Origin of the sequence: Vibrio sp. VGrn 2 (assembly GCF_009361695.1) — a bacterium.
Taxonomy (GTDB): Bacteria; Pseudomonadota; Gammaproteobacteria; order Enterobacterales; family Vibrionaceae; genus Vibrio; species Vibrio diabolicus.
Window position 1 is genome coordinate 1 of record NZ_RBWD01000021.1, and the last position, 26164, is coordinate 26164.

General features: G+C 46.8%; 24 protein-coding genes, 1 tRNA gene and 1 rRNA gene. 17 read left to right on the forward strand and 9 right to left on the reverse strand.

Features of this window, described 5'->3' with window-relative positions; translation table 11 throughout:
* Positions 1-3: 3 nt before the first annotated feature.
* Positions 4-120: ribosomal RNA gene (gene rrf / locus D8S93_RS22120) — 5S ribosomal RNA — on the forward strand.
* A 70-nt stretch (positions 121-190) separates the two neighbouring features.
* A tRNA-Ser gene (locus tag D8S93_RS22125) sits at positions 191-281 on the forward strand.
* A 724-nt stretch (positions 282-1005) separates the two neighbouring features.
* On the opposite strand, the gene D8S93_RS22130 is transcribed toward D8S93_RS22125, so the two are convergent.
* The 4 genes from D8S93_RS22130 to hemC are packed head-to-tail and all read right to left on the reverse strand — an operon-like array spanning position 1006 to position 5085.
* Positions 1006-2187 (reverse strand): heme biosynthesis protein HemY, encoded by a 1182-nt coding sequence (locus D8S93_RS22130; RefSeq protein WP_152815575.1) that lies wholly within the window; start codon positions 2185-2187, stop codon positions 1006-1008.
* A complete protein-coding gene (locus D8S93_RS22135) occupies positions 2187-3398 on the reverse strand; it encodes a uroporphyrinogen-III C-methyltransferase (protein ID WP_152815578.1) in 1212 nt (403 codons plus the stop codon). The genes D8S93_RS22130 and D8S93_RS22135 overlap by 1 nt, the downstream gene beginning before the upstream one ends.
* 17 nt (positions 3399-3415) lie before the next feature.
* Entirely contained in the window at positions 3416-4144 is a 729-nt protein-coding gene (locus D8S93_RS22140) for a uroporphyrinogen-III synthase (protein WP_152815581.1), read from the reverse strand.
* Between the two features lie 2 nt (positions 4145-4146).
* Complete coding sequence (gene hemC / locus D8S93_RS22145) at positions 4147-5085, reverse strand: hydroxymethylbilane synthase (RefSeq protein ID WP_005393847.1); 939 nt, start codon at positions 5083-5085, stop codon at positions 4147-4149.
* A gap of 346 nt (positions 5086-5431) precedes the next feature.
* Here hemC and D8S93_RS22150 point away from each other — a divergent pair, with 346 nt between their 5' ends.
* Positions 5432-7960, forward strand: a complete 2529-nt coding sequence (locus D8S93_RS22150) for a class I adenylate cyclase (RefSeq protein ID WP_005393844.1) — start codon at positions 5432-5434, stop codon at positions 7958-7960.
* 69 nt (positions 7961-8029) lie between these two features.
* Here the strand turns inward: D8S93_RS22150 and cyaY are convergent, their stop codons facing one another.
* Complete coding sequence (gene cyaY, locus D8S93_RS22155) at positions 8030-8344, reverse strand: iron donor protein CyaY (RefSeq protein WP_054868105.1); 315 nt, start codon at positions 8342-8344, stop codon at positions 8030-8032.
* Between the two features lie 74 nt (positions 8345-8418).
* On the opposite strand from cyaY, the gene lptM reads away from it, so the two are divergent.
* The 7 genes from lptM to D8S93_RS22190 all read left to right on the forward strand — a co-directional run bounded on the left by lptM (position 8419) and on the right by D8S93_RS22190 (position 15664).
* Positions 8419-8535, forward strand: coding sequence for an LPS translocon maturation chaperone LptM (gene lptM, locus D8S93_RS25445; RefSeq protein ID WP_005378746.1), 117 nt, complete (start codon positions 8419-8421; stop codon positions 8533-8535).
* Between the two features lie 61 nt (positions 8536-8596).
* Positions 8597-9850 (forward strand): diaminopimelate decarboxylase, encoded by a 1254-nt coding sequence (gene lysA, locus D8S93_RS22165; RefSeq protein ID WP_006743007.1) that lies wholly within the window; start codon positions 8597-8599, stop codon positions 9848-9850.
* Between the two features lie 10 nt (positions 9851-9860).
* The gene (gene dapF / locus D8S93_RS22170; RefSeq protein ID WP_152815584.1) at positions 9861-10691 is read left to right on the forward strand and encodes a diaminopimelate epimerase; all 831 of its coding nucleotides are present in this window, start codon (positions 9861-9863) and stop codon (positions 10689-10691) included.
* On the forward strand, positions 10685-11416 hold the full coding sequence (locus tag D8S93_RS22175; RefSeq protein WP_006743009.1) for a DUF484 family protein: 732 nt from the start codon (positions 10685-10687) through the stop codon (positions 11414-11416). Before dapF ends, D8S93_RS22175 begins: the two co-directional genes overlap by 7 nt.
* Positions 11382-12314, forward strand: a complete 933-nt coding sequence (gene xerC / locus D8S93_RS22180) for a tyrosine recombinase XerC (RefSeq protein ID WP_012841287.1) — start codon at positions 11382-11384, stop codon at positions 12312-12314. The genes D8S93_RS22175 and xerC overlap by 35 nt, the downstream gene beginning before the upstream one ends.
* A gap of 8 nt (positions 12315-12322) precedes the next feature.
* Entirely contained in the window at positions 12323-13039 is a 717-nt protein-coding gene (gene yigB / locus D8S93_RS22185) for a 5-amino-6-(5-phospho-D-ribitylamino)uracil phosphatase YigB (RefSeq protein ID WP_104971062.1), read from the forward strand.
* Positions 13040-13177: 138 nt separating this feature from the next.
* Entirely contained in the window at positions 13178-15664 is a 2487-nt protein-coding gene (locus tag D8S93_RS22190) for an EAL domain-containing protein (protein WP_152815587.1), read from the forward strand.
* Between the two features lie 74 nt (positions 15665-15738).
* Here the strand turns inward: D8S93_RS22190 and D8S93_RS22195 are convergent, their stop codons facing one another.
* Complete coding sequence (locus tag D8S93_RS22195) at positions 15739-16353, reverse strand: tRNA-uridine aminocarboxypropyltransferase (protein ID WP_152815590.1); 615 nt, start codon at positions 16351-16353, stop codon at positions 15739-15741.
* A complete protein-coding gene (locus D8S93_RS22200) occupies positions 16353-17903 on the reverse strand; it encodes a COG3650 family protein (RefSeq protein WP_152815593.1) in 1551 nt (516 codons plus the stop codon). Before D8S93_RS22200 ends, D8S93_RS22195 begins: the two co-directional genes overlap by 1 nt.
* Before the next feature lie 47 nt (positions 17904-17950).
* On the opposite strand from D8S93_RS22200, the gene D8S93_RS22205 reads away from it, so the two are divergent.
* Positions 17951-18421, forward strand: a complete 471-nt coding sequence (locus tag D8S93_RS22205) for an EVE domain-containing protein (RefSeq protein WP_152815596.1) — start codon at positions 17951-17953, stop codon at positions 18419-18421.
* 52 nt (positions 18422-18473) lie between these two features.
* Here D8S93_RS22205 and D8S93_RS22210 read toward each other — a convergent pair whose 3' ends face one another.
* A complete protein-coding gene (locus D8S93_RS22210; protein WP_152815599.1) occupies positions 18474-19298 on the reverse strand; it encodes a Cof-type HAD-IIB family hydrolase in 825 nt (274 codons plus the stop codon).
* Between the two features lie 236 nt (positions 19299-19534).
* Positions 19535-20542: an alpha/beta fold hydrolase gene (locus D8S93_RS22215; RefSeq protein WP_047010230.1), complete on the reverse strand. Its 1008-nt coding sequence runs from the start codon at positions 20540-20542 to the stop codon at positions 19535-19537.
* Positions 20543-20607: 65 nt separating this feature from the next.
* Between D8S93_RS22215 and rhtB the strand changes: the two genes are divergently transcribed.
* The 6 genes from rhtB (at position 20608) to arsJ (ending at position 25989) form a co-directional block, all read left to right on the forward strand.
* On the forward strand, positions 20608-21225 hold the full coding sequence (gene rhtB, locus D8S93_RS22220) for a homoserine/homoserine lactone efflux protein (protein ID WP_012841293.1): 618 nt from the start codon (positions 20608-20610) through the stop codon (positions 21223-21225).
* 24 nt (positions 21226-21249) lie between these two features.
* Positions 21250-22473 (forward strand): EAL and HDOD domain-containing protein, encoded by a 1224-nt coding sequence (locus tag D8S93_RS22225; RefSeq protein ID WP_152815602.1) that lies wholly within the window; start codon positions 21250-21252, stop codon positions 22471-22473.
* 155 nt (positions 22474-22628) lie between these two features.
* A complete protein-coding gene (locus D8S93_RS22230; protein ID WP_005393826.1) occupies positions 22629-22964 on the forward strand; it encodes a metalloregulator ArsR/SmtB family transcription factor in 336 nt (111 codons plus the stop codon).
* A gap of 42 nt (positions 22965-23006) precedes the next feature.
* A complete protein-coding gene (locus D8S93_RS22235; protein ID WP_005393824.1) occupies positions 23007-24008 on the forward strand; it encodes an ArsJ-associated glyceraldehyde-3-phosphate dehydrogenase in 1002 nt (333 codons plus the stop codon).
* Positions 24009-24020: 12 nt separating this feature from the next.
* Positions 24021-24515 carry a cyclin-dependent kinase inhibitor 3 family protein gene (locus D8S93_RS22240; protein WP_152815605.1) on the forward strand — a complete coding sequence of 165 codons (495 nt, stop codon included), beginning with the start codon at positions 24021-24023 and terminating at the stop codon, positions 24513-24515.
* A 256-nt stretch (positions 24516-24771) separates the two neighbouring features.
* Positions 24772-25989: an organoarsenical effux MFS transporter ArsJ gene (gene arsJ / locus D8S93_RS22245; protein ID WP_152815608.1), complete on the forward strand. Its 1218-nt coding sequence runs from the start codon at positions 24772-24774 to the stop codon at positions 25987-25989.
* Positions 25990-26164 lie beyond the last annotated feature (175 nt).

The following is a 26164-nucleotide window of genomic DNA, read 5'->3' on the forward strand; positions in this document are numbered from 1 at the left end:
TTGCTTGGCGACCATAGCGTTTTGGACCCACCTGATTTCCATGCCGAACTCAGAAGTGAAACGAAATAGCGCCGATGGTAGTGTGGGGCTTCCCCATGTGAGAGTAGGACATCGCCAGGCTTTAAATATCGTTATTTGCATAGACAAGTAACAACATCATCAGTGTACTAATCTGTTGATGACAATTTGTGGAGAGATGGCTGAGTGGTTGAAAGCACCGGTCTTGAAAACCGGCATACGTTAATAGCGTATCTAGGGTTCAAATCCCTATCTCTCCGCCACTATTCAGAAGCCTCGCTAGAAATAGCGAGGCTTTCTTCGTTTCTGACGCTTGGAAATTCGTTAGGGACTGGAATCAATCCCTTAGCTGATCGTATCCCCGGACTAGGTATCCCTGCACTATGTCACTTGAGAAGCCTTGCTTTAAGCGCGTTCTCGTTATCCACGGGTTGTGCTGCGACAGAAGTTCATAACTTTATCTTCTAACGAGAGCCATCAAGTCTGAGTATTGGCATTCCTACCTCTAAGGGTAAAGTGTTTCTGTTAACAAGAGACTTGCCTTTACTCTTTACTCGATGTTACGTGCGTTAGCGCTCTTAGTGTTACCTAGTGGCTCTTCGCTATCTTGCTCTGGTTGGTACAATAAACACGTTCTAAGTATTGTATAGGACTGTCCTCACTAAAGAGAATGGAGAGTATCGGAGCTTATGTGCCTATTTTTTCTTCCTACTCTATTCCAAGTTATCTGCATTTTGTTAGTAGAGCTCCTTCCTAGAAGCTTAGATTTTGAAGAAAGTGAGTAAGCTATTTTTTAGAAGATTTTAGTGAGCTTAATGGAGTGCTTCTGGGAACGAACTAAAGAAGCTTTGCTGGGGCTTCCCAAAGAAGTTTAGGCGATTACAGGGCATTAGCTCTAGTGGATATTGCAGGTTTGTGTAGTGTTGATGAGTGACAGGCAATAAAAAAGCCGACAGTAAACTGCCGGCTTGGTTAGATGACTGCTAATTAGTCGTTCTGAACTAGCGTGAGAGCTTTACGAGAGACTTCGTGAGCGGCTTTAGTTAGATTCTGCTTCTCTAGTGTATCTGCTAGGAATGCATAATCAGAGACGTCAGAGCGAAGCTTTAAGGCGATCTCGAAGTGGTCTTGGGCTTCTTGCCACTTCTCTTGACGGAAATAGAAGTGCGCTAATGCGCTATGCGCAGCGGCGTTATCTGGCTCTTTCTTTACTACTCCCTCTAAGAAAACCACGACAGGGTGGATATCTGGCAGGTTTAGATCTGGCAGTAGTTGATAAAGCTCAGGAGCCGGTTGTTTTTTCAATGCTTCTTTTAGCACAGTAAAGGCTTCAGCATCTGCTTTCCGGGCTATCAACTCACGAGCAAAACAGGCGACTAGGTGTGTGTCTTGTTTTACTTTGCGTGCAAGGCCATTCCAATGAGAGATAAGCCCTTCGCTACCCTGTTGTTGCGCTACTTCATGGAGTAAGCCGCACTGCGCCTTTTGAATCAGCTCTGCATGTTCTTCATCCGTGATGAGTTTTGCTTTGGTTAATTGTGGCAAGAGGTCAATAAGAGGTTGCCACAATTTTAGCTGCATGTACGTTGTTTTCAGCAAGTTCAATACAATCGAATTACTCGCATACTGACCTTTTAACGATTGCAAAGTATCGAAAGCAGCCTCGAACTCGTTGTCGCGGATAAATTGTTTCGCTCGAGTCAGCTCTACTGCGAGATGAGCATTCTCTTGCTGGCTTGCTAGCTCTAGGTAGTGATCACGTTTTACTTTATCACCTTGACCTTGAGCAGCTTCAGACGCAACTAAGTAACAAAGTAGCGGCATATCGTGATGATTTGCCCAACGAGTCACTTTTTTCTCGGCACCTTTCCAGTCTCCTTCTAGGAGTTTAATAATGCCTTCATTGGTGTATCGACGGGAGTGGCGCATTTTGCGCACGCTGAAGTAGTTCCATGTTGTAGAACTTGCGTAAACTAGCTTTTTAATTAGGTACTCAAGTAGAAAAAGACCTGCGAGTGCTGCGATAACGAATACGACCAATGTCGTTACGCTCATCTCGATCGTTTTCTCAGCGATGGAGATGAGTACATAGCCTTGCTGACCAGAAAATTGAGTGCCAACAAATAGTCCTGCACCTAGTACAACAAATAGGAAAATAAGACGAAACATTACTTATCCTCCATACCTGTCATCGTTGTGACTTCGCGACGTAGGCGCTCACGGATGACATCTGATAGTTGAGACTGACTTTGCAGTTTCGTTGGGTATTCCACTTGAATGTTTTGCTGGCTTAACTGGTTAACAGTTTTGTTGAACTCTTTAACGGAATTATCGTCTTGGTTGAAGAAAGCTAATGCCCATTTGTCGGCCGTTTTTAGAGACGTGGTGTAAATTTCACCTTGCTCTTGGTACACCGCTTTTATTGCGGTCTCCAATTTGGCTTTGATGTTTTCTTTTAGGTAAAAGTGTTGCTCAGGAGAAAGCAGTGGAATGACGTTACCATCGCGCGTGCGGAAGGTAATGAAGTTTTCTGAAAAGTCTTTCAGAGAGGTCATTAAGTTATCTTGCCAGTTTGCAATATCTTCCGACACTTCAGTGTTCTCTACGACTTCTGCTTCTGGGAGTAGTGCATTGGCGAGAGGTAGCTTGTCTACTTGCTGTTGCAGAGCAGTTAAGCGTAGTACCAATCCATCACGGTCAATCAGCGGGATAGTACGAAGTTTGGTGATATCGTTCGCCATTGCTTTACGTAGTTTGACGAGGCTAGGGTCATTCAGTGCTGCAATGCGTTGATCAGCACTTTCCATTAGTTGAGTTGCGCTTTCTACGTCATGCTCTAAGAACAGTTTACGACCCGCTAATTTGACGAGGTAATCGGCTTCAGCAAGTAGCCAGTCGTTTGGTCGGCGACCTTTCACATCGGCAACGGCAAGCTGTAAGCTTTCAATGCTCTTCTGTTGCTGTCCCAGTACCACTTCCGCTTTGTGTGTCACGGTCGTTGCTCTCTCGATGGTTTCTTCTTGTACCCGGCTGAGCTCTTGCTTCATGGAAGCTTGAGTGCTTTCTAGCTGACTTTTTAGTTGGGCGATCTGCGCTTGGTAATCGGCTTGCTGCTGATGTAGCTTGTATGCGAGGCCACCGCCAAAAATAATCGATAAGATGATAGCGACTGTGCCTAGTTTAACTCCGCGCTTGCCTTGTTTTTCTTCAAACTCGACTTTGGCTGGCTCGGCTGTTTTTGGGGGCTCGGCCACTTTTGGCTGTTCTTTTTTAGGGGCCGCATCCTGCTGCGATGTGTTTTTTTCGGCTAGCGGTGCCGATGAGGTTTCTTCGGAAAGGTTTTTATCGTTATTTTTTTGGTCGTTATTTTTACTTGTCATGCCTATATCCTGTGTAGCTAGGGCTGGAGAGCCGCCAGTAATTCTTGGTTGGATGCGCTTCCCGTGCATCTCACCCGAGTGAACCCCCTTTGAAGTGCGATGTCAGCGATACGCTGACTGGGGATATACAACTCTTGTTGATTAAGCCAAGTCAATTGCTCTGACGTCAATTGGCTGCACAAATAATCCAGTTGTTCACCACTGGTGACGATGATCTGGTCAATTTGTTGGGTTTTCCATAGTGAGACACAGCTTACTGGATCGAATGGGATGAATTCTCTCTTGTAAGTCTCACTATAGTGAACTTTTGCGCCACGTCTCACCAATGCATCTTTGATCAGCTCTCTTCCACCGTTCCCACGAAGGATAAGAACCTGTTGTTGGGCCACATTATTGAGCTCTGGCAGTCGCAATAAATGTTCACTATCACTGACTTGGGGATAGTGTACTTTCTGTTGGGTACATTTGCTTAAATAGTGTGCTGTTTTTTGACCAACGGCAAGGTAAATGGCTTGTTTCGGCCATGATGTCTCGTTGCTGGTTAAGATTTGCTGTGCACATTGCACGGCATGTCGACTAACAGCGATAACAATTTGAGCTTGATGCAGGTGTTTAGAGAGGTGCGTGTCCGTGAGATCGGCGACAATGTCGATCAGAGGATGGTGATATGCGGAAATGCCGTGCCTTTCGAGCAGAGAGCAAAGCGCGTTACCTTGCTCTCCCGGCCGAGTGACCAACACTGCCATGATTATTCGTGATCTGCGTACAGCTTAGTTAGGATTTCACGAGCGCCGTTATCCAGTAGTTCATTGGCTAACTGCACTCCTAACGTTTCGCCGTCTTTACGATGGCCACGGATTTCACCACGAACAATTTCGCTGCCATCTGGTTCGCCAACTAATGCGCGTAGCCAAATGTTATCGCCATCTAGCAGGGCATAGCTGCCGATAGGTACCTGACAGCCGCCTTCTAGCGTCAGGTTCATTGCGCGCTCACACAAAACGCGGTCTACGGTGTCTTGGTGGTTAAGCGGCTCAAGTAGCTTAAGCAGCCTTTCATCGTCAAGGCGGCACTCAATACCGACAGCACCTTGGCCTACCGCAGGTAATGATTGCTCTGGCTCGATAAAGCTACGAATGCGTTCTTCAAGTTTCAATCGTTTAAGGCCAGCCGCAGCAAGAATGATCGCATCGTATTCACCCGCATCTAGTTTACCAAGGCGAGTGCCCACATTACCGCGAAGCTCTTTAATGATGATATCTGGACGATATTCTTTCAGTTGGCATTGACGGCGCAAACTGCAAGTACCAACCACTGCACCTTGAGGGAGTTCATCAATGTTGCTATAGGTATTGGAGACGAAAGCATCACGAGGGTCTTCACGTTCACAAATGGTCACGAGGCCAAGACCTTCCGGGAAATCGACGGGCACGTCCTTCATTGAGTGAACGGCAAGGTCTGCACGGCCTTCTAGCATTGCGACTTCAAGCTCTTTTACGAATAAGCCTTTGCCGCCAACTTTTGCTAGCGGTGTATCTAAAATCACGTCACCTTTGGTCACCATGGTTACTAACTCGACTTCCAAGCCAGGGTGAGCGGCTTGAAGGGCGTCTTTGACAAAGTAAGCTTGCCATAAAGCAAGAGGGCTTTTTCGAGTTGCAATGCGAATAGGTGTGGATTGTGTCATGATCTTCTCAATGCTGTTTGGATTTGGGTTTATCCTACCATTCTCATCAAGAAATGCTTACTGTTAGTTCGTTATCTCTGAGAGCTATGAATGGAATTACATGACGTTATGAAAATAGTGTGACTGGATTCTCAATTAGACTAAGGACTATTATTAGTAATAGGTAATAAGAGCGACACTACCGCGCGATTAATTTTGTGACTAAAGTATGGTTTTGCATCCTGAGTGGTGCGTGGGCGTGAAACTTTACCCGCACCAATAAAAGTGTTAAATTGATCACGTTTTTAGGCCGTTTTGGTTTAAAACGTCAGCAGATTTTCGTGATTGTTCAACCAAGGAATTCCCCTTGCAGGCTTACACCCAAAAAATCATTCAGCGACTAGATAATTTGAATCAGCAGCGAGTTGATCGCGCGCTGGCGCTTATGGATTCGCAAAGCCAGCAAGTCTTCCACTTGATTCCTGCCTTGTTGAACTACAACCACCCTGTGATTCCTGGCTATTACGATGCCGATGTCCCGTTTGGTGTGCATGGGCTGGCGCTAAATAGCATTCAGCAGCAATTCATTGATGACATCCAACTTGCGATTGGTCAGCCACTTAAGACGGCAGAGAAGCCGGCTATCTTGGGCTTATACACCATGGGCAGTACCTCATCAATTGGTCAAAGTACTTCTAGTGATTTAGATATTTGGGTGTGTATTTCGCCAGATATGGATTGTGACGAGCGAGAATTGCTGACCAATAAATGCTTGCTGATCACCGACTGGGCACAAAGCCAAGGGGTGGAGGCGAACTTCTTCTTAATGGATGAAGAACGCTTTAGAAGCAACCATTCTGAAGAGATGACGGGTGATAACTGTGGCTCATCTCAGCACTTACTTTTGCTTGATGAATTCTATCGCAGCGCGGTGCGTATTGCTGGACAGCGTTTATTATGGCAAATAGTGCCGCCAGAAATGGAAGAGTGTTACGACGAGTACGTTTCTCAATTGTGCAGTGAAGGTTACATTGACTGTAGTGAATGGATCGACTTTGGTAAATTGAACCGCATTCCTGCTGAAGAGTACTTCGGCTCGAACTTGTGGCAGCTATACAAAAGTATCGATTCTCCCTACAAATCGGTATTAAAAGCCATTCTGCTTGAAGCTTATTCGTGGGAATACCCGCATACGCAACTGCTAAGCATCGACACCAAACGTCGTTTCTTTGCCCATGAGCCAGACCTCTATGGCATGGATGCGTACTACTTAATGCTGGAAAAAGTGACTCGCTATTTAGAGCGAATCCAAGACGACACTCGTTTGGATTTGGTGCGCCGTTGCTTCTATCTCAAAACCCATGAAAAGTTGTCGCGTGAACCGGATGTCGGTTCAGTGGCTTGGCGCCGTGAAGCGCTGAGCGACATGATTGCAAAATGGGATTGGGATGCCAGCGTTGTTGCTGAGCTTGATGATCGCCGCAACTGGAAAGTTGAACAGGTAAAAGTGGTGCATCATGCGTTGCTGGATGCGTTGATGCAGAGCTACCGTAATTTGATTCAATTTGCGCGTCGCAACGACATTACCTCCGCTATCAGCCCGCAAGACATCAGTATTTTGGCTCGTAAGCTTTACGCCGCTTTTGAAGTATTGCCGGGCAAAGTGACGTTGCTCAACCCGCAGATTTCCCCTGATTTGCATGAACCGGATTTAAGCTTCATCGAAGTGAAAGATGGCGGTGTGAACAAGTCTGGTTGGTATCTCTATAAACAACCTCTGATCGCGCACCGCATTTTGGGGCAGCCATACTTAGAACATCATGAATACTTGAGCAAGCTAGTCTCTTGGGCATTCTTTAATGGTTTAATCACCGAGTCGACTCGTTTGCACGCGGTGGTGCGTGAAGCGCAACTGGATATCGATAAGTTCTACCAAATGGTGAGCGACTTACGAAATACCTTTGCGCTGCGTAAGCGCCGTCCGACGATGCAGGCATTAGCGAGCCCATGTGAAATAAGCCAGCTAGCGATGTTCATCAACTTTGAAAACGATCCTACGTCAGAGCTTTCGGGCCGTTCACTGAAAGTGGATGTAAAAAATACCGATATCTTCAGTTTTGGTCCGGAACATAAAAACTTAGTCGGCAGTGTCGACTTGGTTTACCGTAACTCCTGGCATGAAGTGCGTACGCTGCATTTCAAAGGGGAAACGGCGATGCTGGACGCACTGAAAACCATTCTGGGCAAAATGCACCAAGACGCGTTGCCACCAGAATCGGTGGATGTGTTCTGTTATGCGAAGAACATGCGTGGTGTGATGCGTAATATGGTCTACCAGCTTTTAGCGGAATGTATCGACTTACGCTTGAAGCCAGTAGAGCAAGAAAAACGCCGCCGCTTTAAAGCGATGCGCCTTGGTAACCAAACTTACGGGTTGTTCTTTGAACGTCGTGGTGTGTCGGTGCAGAAGTTAGAAAACTCAATTGATTTCTATCGCAGCATTTCTACTAACAAACTTAAAGGCTCGCCGCTATTAATGCTCGATCGTGAGCAAGAGTATCAAATGCCAGAAGCGGTGGATGGTTTTGCCAGTGAAGGTCTGGTGCAGTTCTTCTTTGAAGATAATGAAGATGGCTTCAATATTTATGTGTTGGATGAGTCAAACCAAGTTGAAGTGTATCACCAATTCAGTGGCTCCAAAGACGAGATGATTTCGTCCGTGAACAGCTTTTACACATCAGTAAAAGACGACAGTCGTGTTGCGTCGAAATTTATCAACTTTAACCTGCCGCAGTACTACCAGATTATCCATCCAGAAGAGGGCAATGCTTATATCATCCCTTATCGTAATGATGGTTGCTCGCCGCATCGTCCGACGAAAGCGGTGAATGCGTAATTAAACCCGTATCAATAAACAAAAAGAGCACTTCGGTGCTCTTTTTGTTTTGGTGACGATTGACCAGCATTATGCCCAATCAATGGCTTCGCCCGCGTGCTTTTCACACTCTTGCTTCACCATTTCAAATAGTTCCATGCCCGTTTTTGAGCAGGTCCATTTATCTTCAATAAGCTTGAAGTGGAAACCACCAGATTTGGACGCTAGCCAGATTTCATGCATCGGCTCTTGGCGGTTAATGATGATTTGGCTGCGGTCTTCAAATTCCAATGTCATTACGTTGCCAGTGACTTCGTAATCAATGTCTGCGCCTGAATCATCGATGGATTCTTCGATGATTTGTATCTGCGCATCCACCAGTTGATGAAATTCAGTATCGTTCATCCGTCTATCCTATTGCTTTTCCTGAGTGTGGTGCGATTATAGGGGGCATTGATTCAATAATCACGATATGCGAAATGAAAAAATTAGTTACTGTGTTGTTTGTGATGGTTGCCGCGACGTTAGCGGGATGTGGCCAGTCTGGCTCACTATACATTCCAGATGACACTCAACAGAATGAGCAATCACAATAAATAACCGCGCCTTAGGGTGAAATTAGGGTTCAGCAGTCGAATAAAATAAGGGAAGCGAATTTTGGATTACTTCAACTATCAGGATGATGGCCAGCTTTGGGCCGAAGACGTCCCACTTCAAGCTCTTGCAGAGCAATATGGCACTCCTCTTTACGTATATTCTCGAGCCACGCTAGAGCGCCACTGGAAGGCGTTTGATAGTGCTGTGGGTCAACATCCTCATCTAGTTTGCTACGCGGTGAAAGCGAACTCAAACCTAGGCGTATTGAACGCACTGGCGCGTTTGGGTTCGGGCTTTGATATCGTATCAGGTGGTGAACTTGAGCGTGTGATTGCCGCAGGCGGTGATCCGAAGAAAGTCGTCTTCTCTGGTGTTGGGAAAACACCTGCAGAAATGAAGCGTGCTCTTGAGCTAGGTATCAAATGTTTCAACGTTGAATCTGAGCCCGAGCTAGAACGTTTGAATAAGGTTGCGGGTGAGCTTGGTGTGATTGCGCCAATTTCTCTGCGTATCAATCCAGATGTCGACGCGAAAACACACCCTTACATTTCGACTGGTCTTCGCGACAATAAATTCGGCATTGCGTTTGATCGTGCGCCAGATGTTTATAAATTCGCGCAAAGCCTGCCGAACTTGAATGTGCAAGGCATCGACTGCCACATTGGTTCTCAGCTGACCAATATCGACCCATTTATCGACGCGACAGACCGTTTATTAGCTCTGATTGATGATTTAAAAGCGCAAGGCATTAACATTCGTCACCTTGATGTCGGCGGTGGTTTGGGTGTGGTCTATCGTGATGAGTTACCACCACAGCCTTCAGATTACGCCAAAGCGTTACTAGGTCGTCTTGAAAATCACCAAGACTTGGAGCTGATTTTTGAGCCGGGCCGAGCAATTGCTGCGAATGCAGGTATCTTGCTAACGCGTGTTGAGTTTTTAAAACATACTGAGCACAAGAACTTTGCCATCATCGATGCGGCAATGAACGACTTGATGCGTCCTGCACTATACCAAGCATGGCAAGATATCGTGCCAGTTTCGCCGCGCACGGGTGAAGCACAGACTTACGATTTGGTTGGCCCTATTTGTGAAACCGGCGACTTCTTGGGTAAAGATCGCGCACTCGTTTTGCAAGAAGGTGATCTACTCGCGGTTCGTTCAGCTGGTGCCTATGGTTTTGTGATGTCTTCGAACTACAATACTCGTACCCGAGCGGCAGAAGTAATGGTGGATGGTAAACAAAGCCACTTAGTTCGCCAGCGTGAGGAGCTGACCAGTTTGTGGCAGCTGGAACAGATTCTACCGGAGTAACACACAACAAATGCATTTCCACTTTTCCAAAATGCACGGTTTGGGCAACGACTTCATGGTCGTCGACTGTATTACCCAGAACGTGTTTTTCTCGCAAGACCTGATCCGCCGTTTGGCGGATCGTCATACCGGCGTTGGTTTTGACCAATTGCTCGTGGTAGAAGCCCCTTACGACCCTGAAACTGATTTCCATTATCGGATTTTCAATGCCGATGGTAGTGAAGTCGAGCAGTGCGGGAATGGCGCGCGCTGCTTCGCGCGCTTTGTTCGCTTGAAAGGGTTGACCAATAAATACAGCATCAGCGTAAGCACCAAAAAAGGAAAGATGATTCTCAACATCGAAGATGATGGAGAAGTGACGGTCAACATGGGTGTTCCAGAGTTTGAGCCGAACAAAATTCCTTTTAAAGCCAAGCAAAAAGAGAAAACCTACATCATGCGCGCTGGTGAAAAAACGCTGTTCTGTGGCGCGGTAAGCATGGGTAACCCGCATGTGGTGACGGTGGTCGATGACGTGAATACTGCTGATGTCGATACATTAGGCCCGCTGCTTGAGTCGCACGAGCGTTTTCCAGAGCGCGTCAACGCTGGCTTTATGCAGGTGGTGAGTCGTGACCATATTCGTCTTCGAGTTTACGAGCGAGGCGCAGGTGAAACACAAGCTTGTGGTAGCGGCGCTTGCGCGGCGGTAGCGGTAGGGATTCTTCAGGGTCTGCTGGATGAAAACGTTAAGGTTTCTCTACCAGGTGGTGAACTGCGAATTGCGTGGCAAGGTCCGGGTAAGCCGTTGTTTATGACCGGACCTACAACGCATGTATTTGATGGTCAATTGTCTTGCTAGTAGAAGAAAAAGGAAACGGTTTGTCTCAAGTAGAAGCAGATGCCTTAACGGCTGAAGTGGTGGCCGAGTACCTCAAAGATCATCCCGATTTTTTTGTGCAGCGTCCAGAGCTTGTGGATCGTCTATCTTTCCCACACTCAGACTTGGGTGCGGTGTCTTTGGTGCACATACAAATGAATCGCCAACGTCAGCGCATTGAAGAGTTAGAGGAAGAGATCACCACACTGATGTCGCTTGCGGCGAACAACGATCGCACCTTTTACGAATTTATGGATTTGCAGGGGCAGATTCTAAAGTGTGGTGACTTTAAACAAGTCATTCATTCTATTGAAGAGAAAGCTAAAGCACTTGGCTTACGCGCGTTTGTTCGATTGTTTAGTCAATGCGACGCATCGATTCAATTGAGTAAGGAAAGTTATCAACGTTTTGCGACCACTCACTTAAATGGCAAAGATGCGTACTTAGGGCGTCTGAGAAAAGTGGATCGTGAAGCTTTGTTTGGCAATATGGATGTGCCGGAAATGGGGTCCTATGTGGTACTACCGCTCGTGAAACAGCAAACACTGGGCGTGCTTGCGTTCTCTAGTGAGGATGGCGGTCATTTTCAACCAGATATGGATACCTTGTTTTTGCGTCACCTATCATTAGTAGTGGCACATCTCGCTCAAACATTGGTATGGCAAAGTTACGATGACGACAACTCCCAACACTCCTCTGCCAAATAGTCTGCAAAAGCCTCTTGAGCGCTTCTATGAATTCTTACGAAGCGAAAAGGGGCTCAGCCTACATACTCAACGCAATTACAAACAGCAGCTAGAAACCATGGCGCAGCACTTGGCTGAAATGGGACTTAAAGATTGGTCTCAAGTGGATGCAGGCTGGGTGCGCCAATTAGCAGGTAAGGGCATGCGGGAAGGCATGAAAGCCAGCAGTTTAGCGACGCGCCTCTCATCGCTGCGTAGCTTTTTCGATTTCCTTATTCTGCGTGGCGAGATGTCAGCTAATCCTGCCAAAGGGGTTTCAGCGCCACGTAAAAAGCGCCCGTTGCCGAAAAACCTCGATGTTGATGAAGTGAGCCAACTGCTTGAGGTCAACGAAGACGACCCGTTGGCTGTGCGTGATCGTGCCATGATGGAGCTGATGTACGGTGCTGGCTTGCGTTTGGCTGAGTTGGTGAGTGTGGATGTACGTGATGTACAACTGCGCAGTGGCGAGCTTCGTGTTATCGGTAAAGGCGACAAAGAACGTAAAGTTCCATTCTCTGGCATGGCAACTGAATGGGTTGCCAAGTGGTTGAAAGTCAGGGGCGATCTTGCTGCACCAGGTGAACCCGCCTTGTTTGTGTCTAAACTCGGAACGCGTATTTCGCACCGTAGCGTGCAAAAACGTATGGCAGAATGGGGACAGAAACAGTCTGTGGCGAGCCATATTAGTCCGCATAAATTGCGTCACTCGTTTGCGACACATATGCTCGAATCCAGCAATAACTTACGTGCGGTGCAAGAGCTTTTAGGGCACGAGAACATTTCGACGACCCAAATCTACACGCACTTGGATTTCCAACATTTAGCGCAAGCCTACGACCAAGCCCACCCACGCGCACGTAAAAAGAACGGGGAGTGAGCCGAAGTATGAAATTTTATCGCCGTATCGAACCTATTAAGGCCATGACCTTCGATCTTGATGACACGCTGTACGACAATTACCCGGTGATTATCCGTATGGAGCGTGAGTTGCTGGCTTGGTTGCAACAAACACATCCAGCCGTGGCGCACATGGATAAGGCTGATTGGATGCAGGTAAAAAAACATGTGCTCCAGCAGAGACCGGATCTCAGAAGCGATGTGACGCTTTGGCGTTTAGTGCAGCTAAAGCATGGTTTTCTTTCAGTTGGCTATGATGAAGCGCAAGCTCAAGCCGCAGCTGAAGAGGGTGTGCAGCTCGCTTTGGATTGGCGCAGTCAGTTTGAAGTGCCCCAATCAAGCTTAGATGTTTTAACACAACTGGGAGAGCGAGTTCCGCTCGTGGCGATCACAAACGGAAACGTCGATTTAGATAAAATTGGCTTAACGCCGTATTTTCAATGTGTACTCAAAGCAGGGCCTGATGGGTTGGCGAAACCCGCCACCGATATGTTTGCTAAGGCGAAACGGTTCTTGGATATTCCAGCAGAGAATATTCTGCATGTCGGTGATCACCTAACCACGGATGTGCATGGTGCAAAGTCGGCTGGTTTTGCGGCTTGTTGGTTCAATGATATGAATAAAAATGTCATTAACCATTCAAAAACACGTACTTTACCTGATATTGAAATCAATAGTTTGCAGCCGTTACTCACACTTTTTTAATTGCTTTCGCATTAATCCATTCTAATCTCATTTTGTGTCTAGAAAAGCAGCGTAAAGCCACGTAAATTATTCACTATTAAGTAAAAAGAGTAACGCCACACGTCGTGGTGAAGATAGTGTTACGGCAGTGGTAGGTGCATGCGAGCTTTTTCAAAACTGGTTTATGATGTCAGTCAGTTAAATGACTTTTTAGTCACTTCTCAGTTCTCTTCAAGTAAACAATATTTGGTGCAAATATTGTCGACTCAATCACGCGACTTTACGACCACACTTGCGGACGCTGTTTTATTGTTGCTGCCGAATGCTCATGTCATGGGGCATAGTACGCGTAATGTCATTCTGGAGGGGGAGATATTTACCTCTGGTTGCCTGATCAGTGTGACTGAGTTCGAACAAACCACGCTTACTTCTGCTGTACAAACCTACTCTTACTCCCCCGATATTGATGGTGGAGAGCTCAAACGCTCGCTTCTGTTGCAGCATAATTCGCAAGTGATCCTCAGCTTTGCTGTGCAAATTGAACGACGTGACTATCCCTTGTTTCAAACGTTCGCTAGTGAAGAAGTCGTGATCTCTGGAGGGTTGGCGCAGAGTATTGATGATGGATGCTGGGTGCTATATCAAAACCGAGTTTACGATAACGCTGTGGTTGCCGTAGCTTTGCACAGCGATACCTTGAAGCTATGGACAGATGCGTATTCGGAATGGAACCCGATTGGCATGCCACATAAAGTCACCCATGCAAAAGGAACGCGCTTGTATTGCTTAGGTGAACAGAAAGCGTTGGACGTATACAAGCGTTACTTGGCGGATGGGCATGACGTGACGCTGAGTCAACTGCTCAGCTTTCCTTTGTATCGAGAAAGTTTGGGGCGTAAGGAAGTTTGCACGGTAACGGAGCTACACGCTGATGGCAGTATGAGTTTCGACAGGCCTTGGTGTCTTGGTGACGAAGTACAATTTTGCTATAACCACCCCTCATTAACGCTCGAACAGGTGCGACATGGTGTGGTTGAGTTAGCCATGCACCAACCTGAAGTCGTGATAATTTTTAACTGCGCGTCACGGTTAGACTTTATTGACAGCAGCGACGAAGTCCAAGCCTTCAAAGATATCGCGACGACGTTTGGTAGTTATTGTATGGGGGAACTGCATGGCGGTATTGGACAGCCAGAAATTCTTCATCACAGTCTGACGTATTTAGCGATGCGAGAGGGAGATGAAGTACAAGCATTGAACTTGCCTAAGTCGCCCGTTAGCTCCTCTATTTCACCATTGTTTAGCTTGATTCGAAATGCGATTGGCGACCTCAACCATATGAACGCGCATATGGGGTATCAACTCGATCGCCAAACGCGCAAGTTACAAGAAAGCTATCGGCGAGATAGTCGCACTGGATTACAAAACCGAGTCGCGCTGCAAGAGCGGCTGAGTAGCATTGATTTGGATGAGCACTTGCTGACTCTAAAGCTACTTAACTTCAGCCATATCAATGAAAAATACGGTTATAGAGTAGGGGATCAGCTACTTAAAGACCTCTCAATGCATTTTACGAATCGACTGCGAAAGCGTTTTGGCATGCCAACGGCTTTGCAGCTTTATAGTATTGGGGTTGGTGAGTGGGCGTTCATATTTAAAGCTGACCAAAGCAGCGAAACCATCAAACAGCACTTTACTCGTTTTGCCGACGCGGTAGAGCAAACTAATTTTGAGCCCATTGGTCTGCGCGAAATAGATTATCTTTCTATCTCACTGTGCGGTGGCTTAGTGAGTCGTCGAGATTTTCCATCAGCTTCTGCGGATGAGCTATTGCTCAAAGGTATTGAAGCGAGGCGTTCCGGTGTGCGCAGTAATACCCATATCTGCAATGCGAAAGACATCGAAGTCAGTGAGGATGTACGTAAAGAGCAACTTGGATGGTTGAGTTGCGTCAGTAAAGCCATTCTCAAACAGAACATCATCACCTATAGCCAGCCGATAGTGCATGCGGATAGCCATAAATTGGCAAGCCAAGAATGTTTGGTTCGCATTTTGGAGGAGGATGGAACGGTGATTGCGCCAGGGCGCTTCCTGCCTATTATTTCCGATACGCATCTTTATACTCGATTGAGTCGGCACATGATCCATTCTACGTTATATTACATGCGAGATAAGCAAGGTGACTTTTCTATTAACTTGTCGCCGCAAGATTTGCTTAGTGATAAAACTTTAATGCTTTTAGAGCATGAAATTTGTCAGCTCAATGACCCTAGGCGAATTGGTTTGGAAGTGTTGGAATCTGAGCAAATCAAAGACTACGGTCTAATGATCGAAGTATGCAGTCATTTCAGAAGCTTAGGAGCGCGTATCATTGTTGATGATTTTGGCTCAGGCTATTCCAATATTGATGAAATCCTAAAGCTGGAGCCGGAAGTCATAAAGCTCGATGGTAGCTTGATTCGTGATATCGATAAAGAGTTAAAGCAGCGCAAAATAGCTTCTCAGTTGGTGCGTTTATGTCAGGTGTTTAACGCGGAGACGGTGGCGGAGTTTGTCCACAATCGAGAGGTGTGCAAAATCGCGCAGGATATGGGCGTCGACTATCTGCAAGGCTATTATCTGGGTGAGCCGACCCGATTATTTTAATGCTGTTTCACGTGAAACCATTCCAAATAAAAACGCAGCCTTGGCTGCGTTTTTTTATTTTGAGCAATTTGGTTTTAGTTGCGTGAGTTCGGTGATTGCTTGAGAGCGTGTCCACTTTTTTCGGCTTGAAATAGTGCAAGGTAGTGAGCAAAGAATGTGAGCATTTTTTGCTGGTTATTTTGCTCGCCTAGTTGTCCAAGTAAATGTGCGGCGACTTCAAACGTGCACAAATTGCCTTGTTGTTGGTTGCGTCGCAGCCGATATTGCGAGTCCGCCGATGCAGACAGCGCCATAGTAGGGATACTTTCTAACCAACGGCTCTTGTTGATCATCTTGCGCGCCTCTTGCCAGGTAGCGTCCAAAATAATAAACAGCGGATTTTTGGTTTGTTGCTGGCTTTGGAGCGCCACATGTTCGAGTGTGACGCTTTCTTCACTTGGGAATAGAAGCACTGGATACAGCGACGGATCAGCTAATCGAGCGAGCAATTCTGCTGGTGGTTGTTTTCGGTCCCAGATTACTCGCTCAATATTGAGTTGGCACTGCTCTAGTAGCTGGCCGGTATTAGTATCACGCGTCAGTTCATTCGGATGCATCAACAGCAAGATGTTGTGCTCGCTGGTAAGTTTCGGCACCAGTGAGCACATACAGTTGAATTGAAAACCACAATTTGGACACGGTTGCGACATTACAGACGAACTCCTTCGCGCACAGGGCTAACCCCATCCGAGAACAGACGCACGCCACTGATTTGGTTTGGCGTTGCCGTTGGTGCCATGCTTGGGTTGAGTGGGTAGCTAACCCCAGTGTATTGCATCACGTGTTGGGCTGCCTTAGATCCGCCACCGCTGACATTAAAAATAAGATCTCGCCAGCCATGAGAGGTTTGTTGGCCGAGCATAATCGGGCTTTGTACCAGTGTGATGCGGCTATTGAAGCGCCACTCTTTTTCGTGATGTTCAAATATCAGCAATGTACAGCCACCGGAACCACACCAATCCAGCAGTACTAATAGCTCTTCGTTACCATCGCCGTTGAGGTCGTAAGTTAGCCAACGGTATTGGTTGTTGTTGGGGTTAGTTTGGTGAATGAAGAAGTAGTTGCGCACGGCGGCATCTACTTTGGGGTCAAACTCCGCACTAGAAGGTACGTCTGCACTGCTGATGGGCTTGTTGGCGCGTTTCTCGGCTGGTTGCATCATGCCCTCATCACGAACGGTGGCAGGGTAAAGCACTAAACCACCATCGGCGATTGGGTATACCAAATTGCCGACTTTTTCTTTGGTCGCTTTGAGCTGATTGCCTTCTCGCGTAAACAGTCGCTCTGACATCAGTCTTTGTTGTTGATGATGCGTCATGACGACTTGAACCTGAGACGGACTTAATTGTTGCCAGTACCCACGTTCGATTAACGGTGCTTGCCCATTGGCGTAACTGTATTTTGTTGTGGCGCTGTGGTCTGGGTTTAAGGTCATTTGCACCTCAAAACCTTGTGATTGGGTTGAAGTCGCGACATAGGTATTGGCCCAGCCAAGCGTAGCGTCCACATTTGCAGCTGTACCACAACCTTGATAAGTGTCGCCATCATGTTTTAGCGTCGCTTTCCAGCCATACAAAGAATCACTCATCGTATCTGAGCAGAGGTTTTCTGTTAGGCGAAGTTCACCATCTTGTAGTTGATATGTGCGCTGGCGAGGTTGAAGTTGACTGCTCTTAATCGCTAATTTTTTGGTTTGTTTGCCGATTTGCTGGAATGTCAGTCCATTAGCCTCAAAGCTTGCCGACCAAGAAGGCTCATTACCAAACACGCGAGTTGGTTTGTTTGGTTGCTGACAACGGTTTGGATTTTCCGTTGTGAGGAAGTTCACTTGTTCCACGACAAAGTTAGCATCGAAATCGGCAGAAAACCCATCGATGCCCGGTGGGTTGAGATGGCCGATAACCTCGCCATACATGGTCTGGTAAGGTTCGTTATTTAACTGAATTGCTCGTTGCATTTGCTGTGGTGACAGTTGTAACCAATATTGCTTGTCGCTGCCACAAGGCATGATGTATTGACTCTCGTGACCGACGATCACTTTTCCACGTAGCATAAAGGTTTGAGGTTGAATGGTGTCAGGCTTATCTAAGGTGGCTGGTGGAGAAGCTGGGTCGGCAGCGCCAGATTGTGGCGGCTGCGAACTACATGCTTGCAGAACCAGCAGAGTGGCAAGCGCCACTGGGTTTTTCAAAGCCTTCATGTTATATCTTCCTCATTATTATTACTCAATCGGCATCGGATGGCATTATGGCATATTGGTTATTTAAAACTGAACCAGATACCTTTTCTATTGACACGCTTCGAACCCAAAAGGTTTCATGTTGGGAGGGAGTTCGTAATTATCAGGCGCGCAATATGATGCGTGACCAAGTGAAGGTGGGCGATTTCGTCCTGATTTATCACTCTTCTTGCAAGAATGTTGGTGTTGCCGGTATTGCTAAAGTCGTGAGAGAAGCCTATCCCGATCATTTCCAGTTCGATCCTGAAAGCGATTATTTCGACCCAAAGTCAGACCCAGACAACCCGCGTTGGATTATGGTGGATGTCGAATTCGTGCGTAAAACGGCGCGAGTGATTCCGTTATCGGTGATGAAAGCGATGCCAGAACTTGAGAACATGCCATTGGTGAAACGTGGAAATCGCTTGTCGATCATGCCTGTGACAGAAGAAGAGTGGGAAGCGATCCTTGGCAAAGAGAAGTTGCCAAGTCAGCGATAAAAGAAAGGGCTGCGAATGTGCAGCCCTTTGTTATTGTTTGGAGTATTGCTGCTTACAGCAAGTGATCTTGTAGGTAGTGTGCAACCGCATCTTCTGCATTGCTGCCAATCACTTCGTTATTTGGCAATGCTTTCATCACTTTCTCGTGTGATGTACCCATGACCAATCCTTTACCTGCCATCGACAGCATTTCTACGTCATTCATTCCATCACCAAATGCCACGCAATTTTCTAACGTGAGGCCGAGTTTTTTCGCTACCGCTTCAAGAGCATGGCCTTTAGACACACCTGCACTCATTATTTCCAAGCACCATGGTGTTGAAAACGCAATATTCAGCTTATCGCCAAATTGTTCACGTAGTTTGTTTTCAAATACCACCAAGCGTTCGTGGTCTTGTGCTGGATGAGTGAAGAAGATTTTCGCAATACCGTCAGTTGGCGCTTGGTCTTCATCGAATAAGACGTATGTGAATTCGTCATGGAAATCACGCAATGTTTCGTCGTCTTTGTTCATCAACCAACTGTCATTTTGATACATGTGGATAAGTATTTCTTGATCGTGCTTGATCGTGTCGATCACTCCTTGAACCAGTTCTGCAGGGACATTCTCGCTGTACATCAGCTGATCTTCCTGGTCATGCACACGGGCACCGTTCGAGGTGATCATGTAAGCCGGAATACCGACCTGACGACGGATGCTCGCAACGTCTACGTGGTGACGGCCTGTTGCAAAGACAAAGGTGTAACCCTTTTCATGCAGCGCTTTTAGCGTCTCTTTTGAGTAAGCACTGAGCTGATGGTTTGGTGCGAGTAACGTGCCATCCAGATCAGAGGCAACGATTTTAGTGATCTCTTTGCAAGGTAGCGATGTGCTCATGAAGTCCTCGTAAACGGTTTGGATAGTGTGGAACAGGTGATTGCAAACGGAGTACAGCAGACTGACTAGATCATGCTGCTCCGAATGCGGGGGAACTTTGGTCGGTTGCATCTGCATGGTTCAACGCAGCCAGACCCAAGCAGTGTACGTCAAAATGAGGATGAAAAAGAGGGTAAATCAATGTGCAGACATTTCCTCTTTAATCATGGCCGTGAAATGGTCGCCTAGAGTTCTTATTATGTTTTTTCGTTTGGCGATGATTTCGGGTCATTCATAAAGCGGAAGATCGCATCGAGTGCTTGATTACGATACTGGTCGGTCTCGAATAAGATCTCATGCTGTGCGCCTTCGATAGAAAGTAGCTCCGCATGTGGGTTGGTTTTACGCAATTTATCGATAAAACGTTTTTGTGCCAGATTGCTGACAATACGATCGTTCCCAGCTTGAATCAGGAGCACCGGTACTTTGACTTGGCGAGTCAATAAAAAGCATTGTTTTGCTGCCATTAGCCCTTGCCATACCCATCGAGTGCTCGGTCCACCGACTTGCAGTTCCGGTTTTTCCGTATAGAGATTTCGGAACCATTGGTAGCGGCCGTAACTTTGGCTGAGTGGGTTATCTTCAAAGGGTTTAGGGAAGTAGGCCTGATGTCCTGGTGCATATCGTGGCAAAGTCGATACCGCTGACATAATTTGTGTCACTGGAATCGCTATTGGCGATAAGTACCATGGCAGATTAATACCAAACATAGGCGCACTAAGAATCAAGCCGGTAAAGGGATGTTCTGGGTGAGTTTGCAGATAACGTGTAGCGATTGCGCCGCCCATGGAGTGGGCAATGATGAAACATTGCTGATAGTCGCTAAGGTCGTGTTTGTTTACGACCACGTCCATATCGTCAATATAATCAGTAAAGTCATAGACGTGACCCATATCTGAGTCAGACAATAGACGATCTGATAAACCTTGTCCGCGGTGGTCAAAGGAATAGACGTCGAAGCCTTGGCGATAGAGATCGTAAAACAGTTCTTGGTATTTCCAGGAAGATTCAATGCGCCCATTAACGATGAGCACGGCTTTTTTATGTTCTGGGTTGGTCAGTTTGCACCAGTAGATGTTCTTTTTCTCAGTTCCTTTAACAAAGCCTTCTTGGCGAGTTTGCCAAAGTGCCGCGATCGGACCACCAATTGCTTGCTCAAATAATGACTCTTGAGTATAAGTCAAAGGTGAATGGTTAGTAGCCATTAGTCGATTACCTGAAGATACGTTGTTTACGCGATGTATCATCGAAGAATTAGTGAGGAAATGCAATGGATACCCACGTCTGGTTAGCTTATGTAGTAACTGCAATCGTTTTTAGTTTGGCTCCGGGGTCTGGCACGGTGAACTCAATCAGCAATGGTTTGAGTTACGGTACTCGCAAATCTTTGGGGGCTGTGATCGGTCTCCAAATTGGTTTGGCCATTCACATTGCGTTAGTTGGGGCGGGAATTGGTGCGCTGGTCGCACAATCGGCAACGGCATTTTCTGTCATTAAATGGGTTGGCGCGGCTTATTTGGTTTGGTTGGGTATCCAGAAATGGCGAGACACCTCCAGCTTGGTAGCGGCAGAGAGCCACAAAGACATGTCTGGCAAGGCACTCTTGTACAAAGCTATTTTGATTAACCTGACGAACCCTAAATCGATTGTTTTTCTGGTGGCGTTGTTTCCACAGTTTATTGACCCGGCACAAGACCAACTGACGCAACTGTTGGTGCTTGGTGTTACGACTGTTGTGATCGACGCGTGTGTGATGTTGGGTTACACCACCTTGGCGGCGCAAATGGGACGTTTTATTCGCTCTGATAAAATCATGGGGAAAATAAACAAAGTCTTCGGTTCAATGTTTATGGGTTGTGGTGCATTATTAGCAGCTGCAAAGTCATAAGCCATTTATAGGTCCTTCTTTAGCATGAATACAACGTATGTTGCTCGCCAGCCGATCTTTAACCGCAAAAGACAGACGCTGGGTTATGAATTGTTGTTTCGAGATGGGGAGAGTAATGCATACCCTTCGCATATTGAGTCAAACCGAGCAACATACCGATTAATTGTCGAGAATTTCCTATCTCTGGGCACTAACCCAGTGATTGCTTCTTCGCGATGCTTTATCAATTTTCCTCATCAAAGCTTGGTGCGCCGCTTACCGCGCAGCTTGCCAAAAAACAAAATCGTCGTCGAAGTACTGGAAACTTGCCAGCCGACCGATGATCTTCTCGATGCGATTCGCGAGTTGTATCGAGAAGGTTATTTGATCGCGCTGGATGATTTCACCTTAACGCCGGAGTGGCGTCGCTTCTTACCTTACGTGCACATCGTTAAACTCGATATCATGGCAATGGGGTTGGAAAAAGCGTGTGCGTTGGTAAAAGCTCACCTTGCTAAACGCGTCAAGTACCACTTTTTGGCGGAACGTGTTGAAACCGCAGAAGAGTTTGAGCAAGCCAAAGCGGCTGGCTTTAAGTTTTTCCAAGGCTACTTTTTTAGCAAGCCATTAGTTTCGCAAACAAAATACGTGAGCCCTGAGCAAGTGTTAGCGCTACAGCTTTTTCGTGAAGTCTGCTCACCAGAGCCAGACTTTACTCGTATTGAAACCATCATTACGCAAGATGTCGCGTTGTCGTACAAATTATTGCGCTTTGTAAATACGCAAGCGCCAAACCTCGCAGTCGAAATCAGCTCGTTTCGTCAGGCCTTGATCTACCTTGGTCAGGATAATCTTAAGCAGTTTGTCTCCTTGGTCGTGGCGTCGTATATCTCTAGTAACAAGCCTCGAGAGCTGTACCACCTTTCATTACAACGAGCGCAGTTCTGCCAATTAATGTCGCGTTATCAGCCATTTTCCCACCTCAACGAACAAGGGTTTATGGTCGGCTTATTATCGATTTTAGATGCGATGCTTGATTTGTCGGTAGAATCTTTAGTCAAGCAATTGCCACTTAGCGAATCCGTACAACAAGCCTTATTACATCGCAAGGGAGCTTATGGTGCGCTGATTTCTCTCGAAGAGTGTTACGAGCGTGCCGACTGGTCAGGCGTTGAAAAAATCACGACGCAGTTGGGGTTGTCTTTGGAAGAGGTCAAGCTCTCGTTAGGCGAAGCGGTTCGCTGGAGTCAAAACGTCGCAACCGCGTAAATTTCTGCCGTATCTTTATTCTCTCTAACCGTTCTTCTCTCAATCTTTATTGGCTGTTTCGATGTGAAACTTTTATGACGATGATGGGTTCACTCTTGACGACATCTCAGAGTTAAATAAATATATACGCATATCCATATATAGGTATGTTTATTATGCTTCCACATCAGTTTTTCAAGCTGTTATCCGATGAAACGCGCGTACGTTGTTTAATGCTGGTGGCCCGTGAAGGCGAAACTTGCGTGGGTGATTTGGCGTTTGCGTTGCAAGAGAGTCAGCCGAAAGTTTCTCGTCATCTTGCTCAGTTACGCTCCAGTGGCATCTTGGTGGATAAACGCCGAGGGCAATGGGTGTACTACGAGTTATCGCAGCAACTACCAGGTTGGATGCGTAAGCTGATTGAAGACTTAGTGGCATCAAACTGTTTGAAGCAAGAGTACCAAGACGACATCACACGCTTGCACGATAAAAGTCGTGAGGCTTGCTGTTAATAGCAAACAGAGATTCAAGGTAGAAGATTAAAGGGTAAAACTATGACAATTAAAGTAGGCATTAATGGCTTTGGCCGAATTGGTCGTTTAGCACTGCGAGCGGCATTCGATTGGCCAGAGTTAGAGTTTGTGCAAATCAACGATGTCGCAGGTGATGCAGCGACGCTTGGCCACTTATTAGAGTTCGATTCAGTGCAAGGTCGTTGGCACCATGAAGTGCAGGTTGAGGGCAATGAACTCGTCATCAATGGCAAGCGCATCGCCACGACTCAGCAACGTGATATCGACGCCGTGAACTGGTCTGGCTGCGATGTTGTGATTGAAGCGACAGGTGTACACCGCAAAACCTCGTACCTAGACCAATACCTCGATCAAGGTGTGAAGCGCGTGGTGGTGAGTGCGCCAGTGAAAGAAGAAGGCATTGCGAACATTGTTGTTGGCGTGAACGATCATATTTTCGACCCTGAAAAACATCGTATCGTGACAGCCGCTTCGTGCACAACAAACTGTATAGCGCCTGTGGTGAAAGTCATTCATGAGAAGTTGGGCATTGAGCAATCCTCTTTCACGACAATTCACGATTTGACCAATACGCAAACCATTTTGGATGCGCCACATAAAGATCTGCGCCGTGCTCGTGCGTGCGGCATGAGTCTTATCCCGACCACTACCGGTAGTGCGACTGCGATTGTGGAAATTTTCCCAGATTTAAAAGGCAAGATTAACGGCCACGCGGTACGTGTACCGTTGGCGAATGCGTCATTGACCGACATCATCTTCGATGTAAAACGCGATACCACAGCAGAAGAAGTGAATGCTTTGCTGAAAGAGGCGTCGGAAGGGGAGCTAAAAGGCATTCTTGGCTTTGAGGAACGTCCGTTAGTGTCGATCGATTACAAAGGCGACCAACGCTCAACCATCGTTGATGCACAATCCACCATGGTGGTTGGCTCACGAATGGTGAAGATTTACGCGTGGTACGACAATGAAATGGGTTACGCAACGCGCACCGCAGAATTGGTTCGTAACGTTGGTCTGGCATAACCGGAGTTCATAATGTCTCATCCTACATGGCAATTAGATTTGGACTCTGGTGCATTAGTCCTAACACCGTGCCCGGGTACCAAAGGCGTCGAGTTGAAAGCGTCGTTGGAACAGTTGAAGGAGCAGGGGGTTCAAGCGGTCGTTACTGCATTGGACGATAGCGAGTTAGCAGCGAAAGACGTTGCGGCTTTGGGTGACACCACTCAGCAGCTGGGCATGAAATGGTTCCAGATCGAGATTGAAGATGACTGCGCACCAAGTGACGAATTTGCGGCGAAGTGGCACCAAGCCAGTCCGGAACTGCATGCGATTCTTGCTCAAGGTGGCAAAGTCGCGATGCACTGCATGGGCGGCTCGGGTCGCACAGGTTTGTTTGCGGCTCACTTGCTGCTAGAGAAGAAATGGCAGTTAGAAGATATCGTGCGAGAAGTGCAGGCTCTTCGCCCTGGTGCGTTTACAAAACCGGTGCAGCTTGAGTACATCGAACGCGTGGCGCAAGACGCTTGATCAGCTTAAATAGCTTTTGGAACATCATGATCCAAAAGCTATGTTCCAGTTTATATAATGGAAAATAGGTCAGCAGTAAAACTAAAGGTTTTAATTTAAGATTTTGTTTTTATTGGTTATCTTTGTCCGTTTGTAAATTTCGGTGTGTTTGTGAATTCGAACTAAGGTTGTATCGCCTTATGGTTGGTGTACAGGTTAATAAGCATTTGGCACATGATGATCTAAATGCTTCTATCGCTGTACATAAGAGGTCAATATGATTTCTCAATTGAACAAAAGTATTCGTCAGTACATGTTAGTGACGTTTAACTATTGGAACTTTACCGTGACCGACGGAGCGCTGCGTATGCTGGTGGTGCTCTATTTTCACGACTTGGGTTATTCCACTTTAGCTATTGCCTCACTGTTCCTTTTCTATGAATTTTTTGGTGTGGTGACCAATTTGATTGGTGGGTGGTTGGGCGCAAGGTTAGGCCTGAACAAAACCATGAACATTGGTTTAGCTATGCAAGTGTTTGCGTTGTTGATGCTGGCAGTACCCAACGCATGGCTGACGATTCCTTGGGTGATGGCGGCGCAAGCTTTGTCGGGGATTGCCAAAGATCTCAACAAGATGAGTGCCAAGAGTGCGATTAAAACATTAGTACCAGACGAGCAGCAAGGCGCACTCTACAAATGGGTGGCGATTTTGACAGGCTCGAAGAATGCACTCAAAGGGGCGGGCTTTTTTGTTGGTGGCTTGCTGTTGTCTTGGGTGGGCTTCCAAAACTCGATGTTTATTATGTCGAGTGTGCTGGCATTGGTGTTTGTTTGCAGCATGATCTGGCTAGAAGCAGACATGGGTAAAGCAAAGAGCAAACCTAAGTTTCGCCAAATTTTCTCCAAGTCCGAATCTATAAATATTTTATCTGCGGCACGTATGTTCTTGTTTGGGGCGCGTGATGTGTGGTTTGTGGTCGCTCTACCTATTTATCTTGGCAGTGTGTTTGGCTGGGATCACTTGTGGGTCGGTGGCTTTTTAGCCGCATGGGTCATTGCTTATGGGTTTGTGCAAGGCTTTGCGCCGCGTATTACTGGCAAAGCGCAAGGTCGCGTGCCTGATGGTAGTGCAGCATTAGTATGGGCAGGAATTCTTGCGTTAATTACGGGCGGTATTGCTTATGGTGTGCAAATCGGTTGGCAGCCTGAGTTGGTGATTGTTGTGGGGTTAATGATTTTTGGCGCTGTGTTTGCCATTAACTCTTCACTTCACTCGTATCTGATTGTGAGCTATGCCAAAGGCGATGGTGTGTCTCTCGATGTTGGCTTCTATTACATGGCCAATGCGATGGGACGTTTGATTGGCACGGTATTATCGGGTTGGATCTATCAAGAGGCTGGTCTTGCGGCGTGCTTATGGGTCTCCTTTGCTTTCTTGGCGCTGACGACGTTGATTTCGATTAAGTTGCCAAAAGCTAACGTTGCCACAGCGTAAATTTTGCCCGGTGTTTTTATCTGTAGATCGTACAAAATGGCTCCAACTTGGAGCCATTTTTTGTTTCTTGTACATCACGCGGCGTAATCAAGTGGTGTGGGTTCGGTCTCGTGAGTTCATGCTGATGTTTGGTTTTTGTTCCCGCCAACGGATTAGAGTGGCGATGAAATCCCCG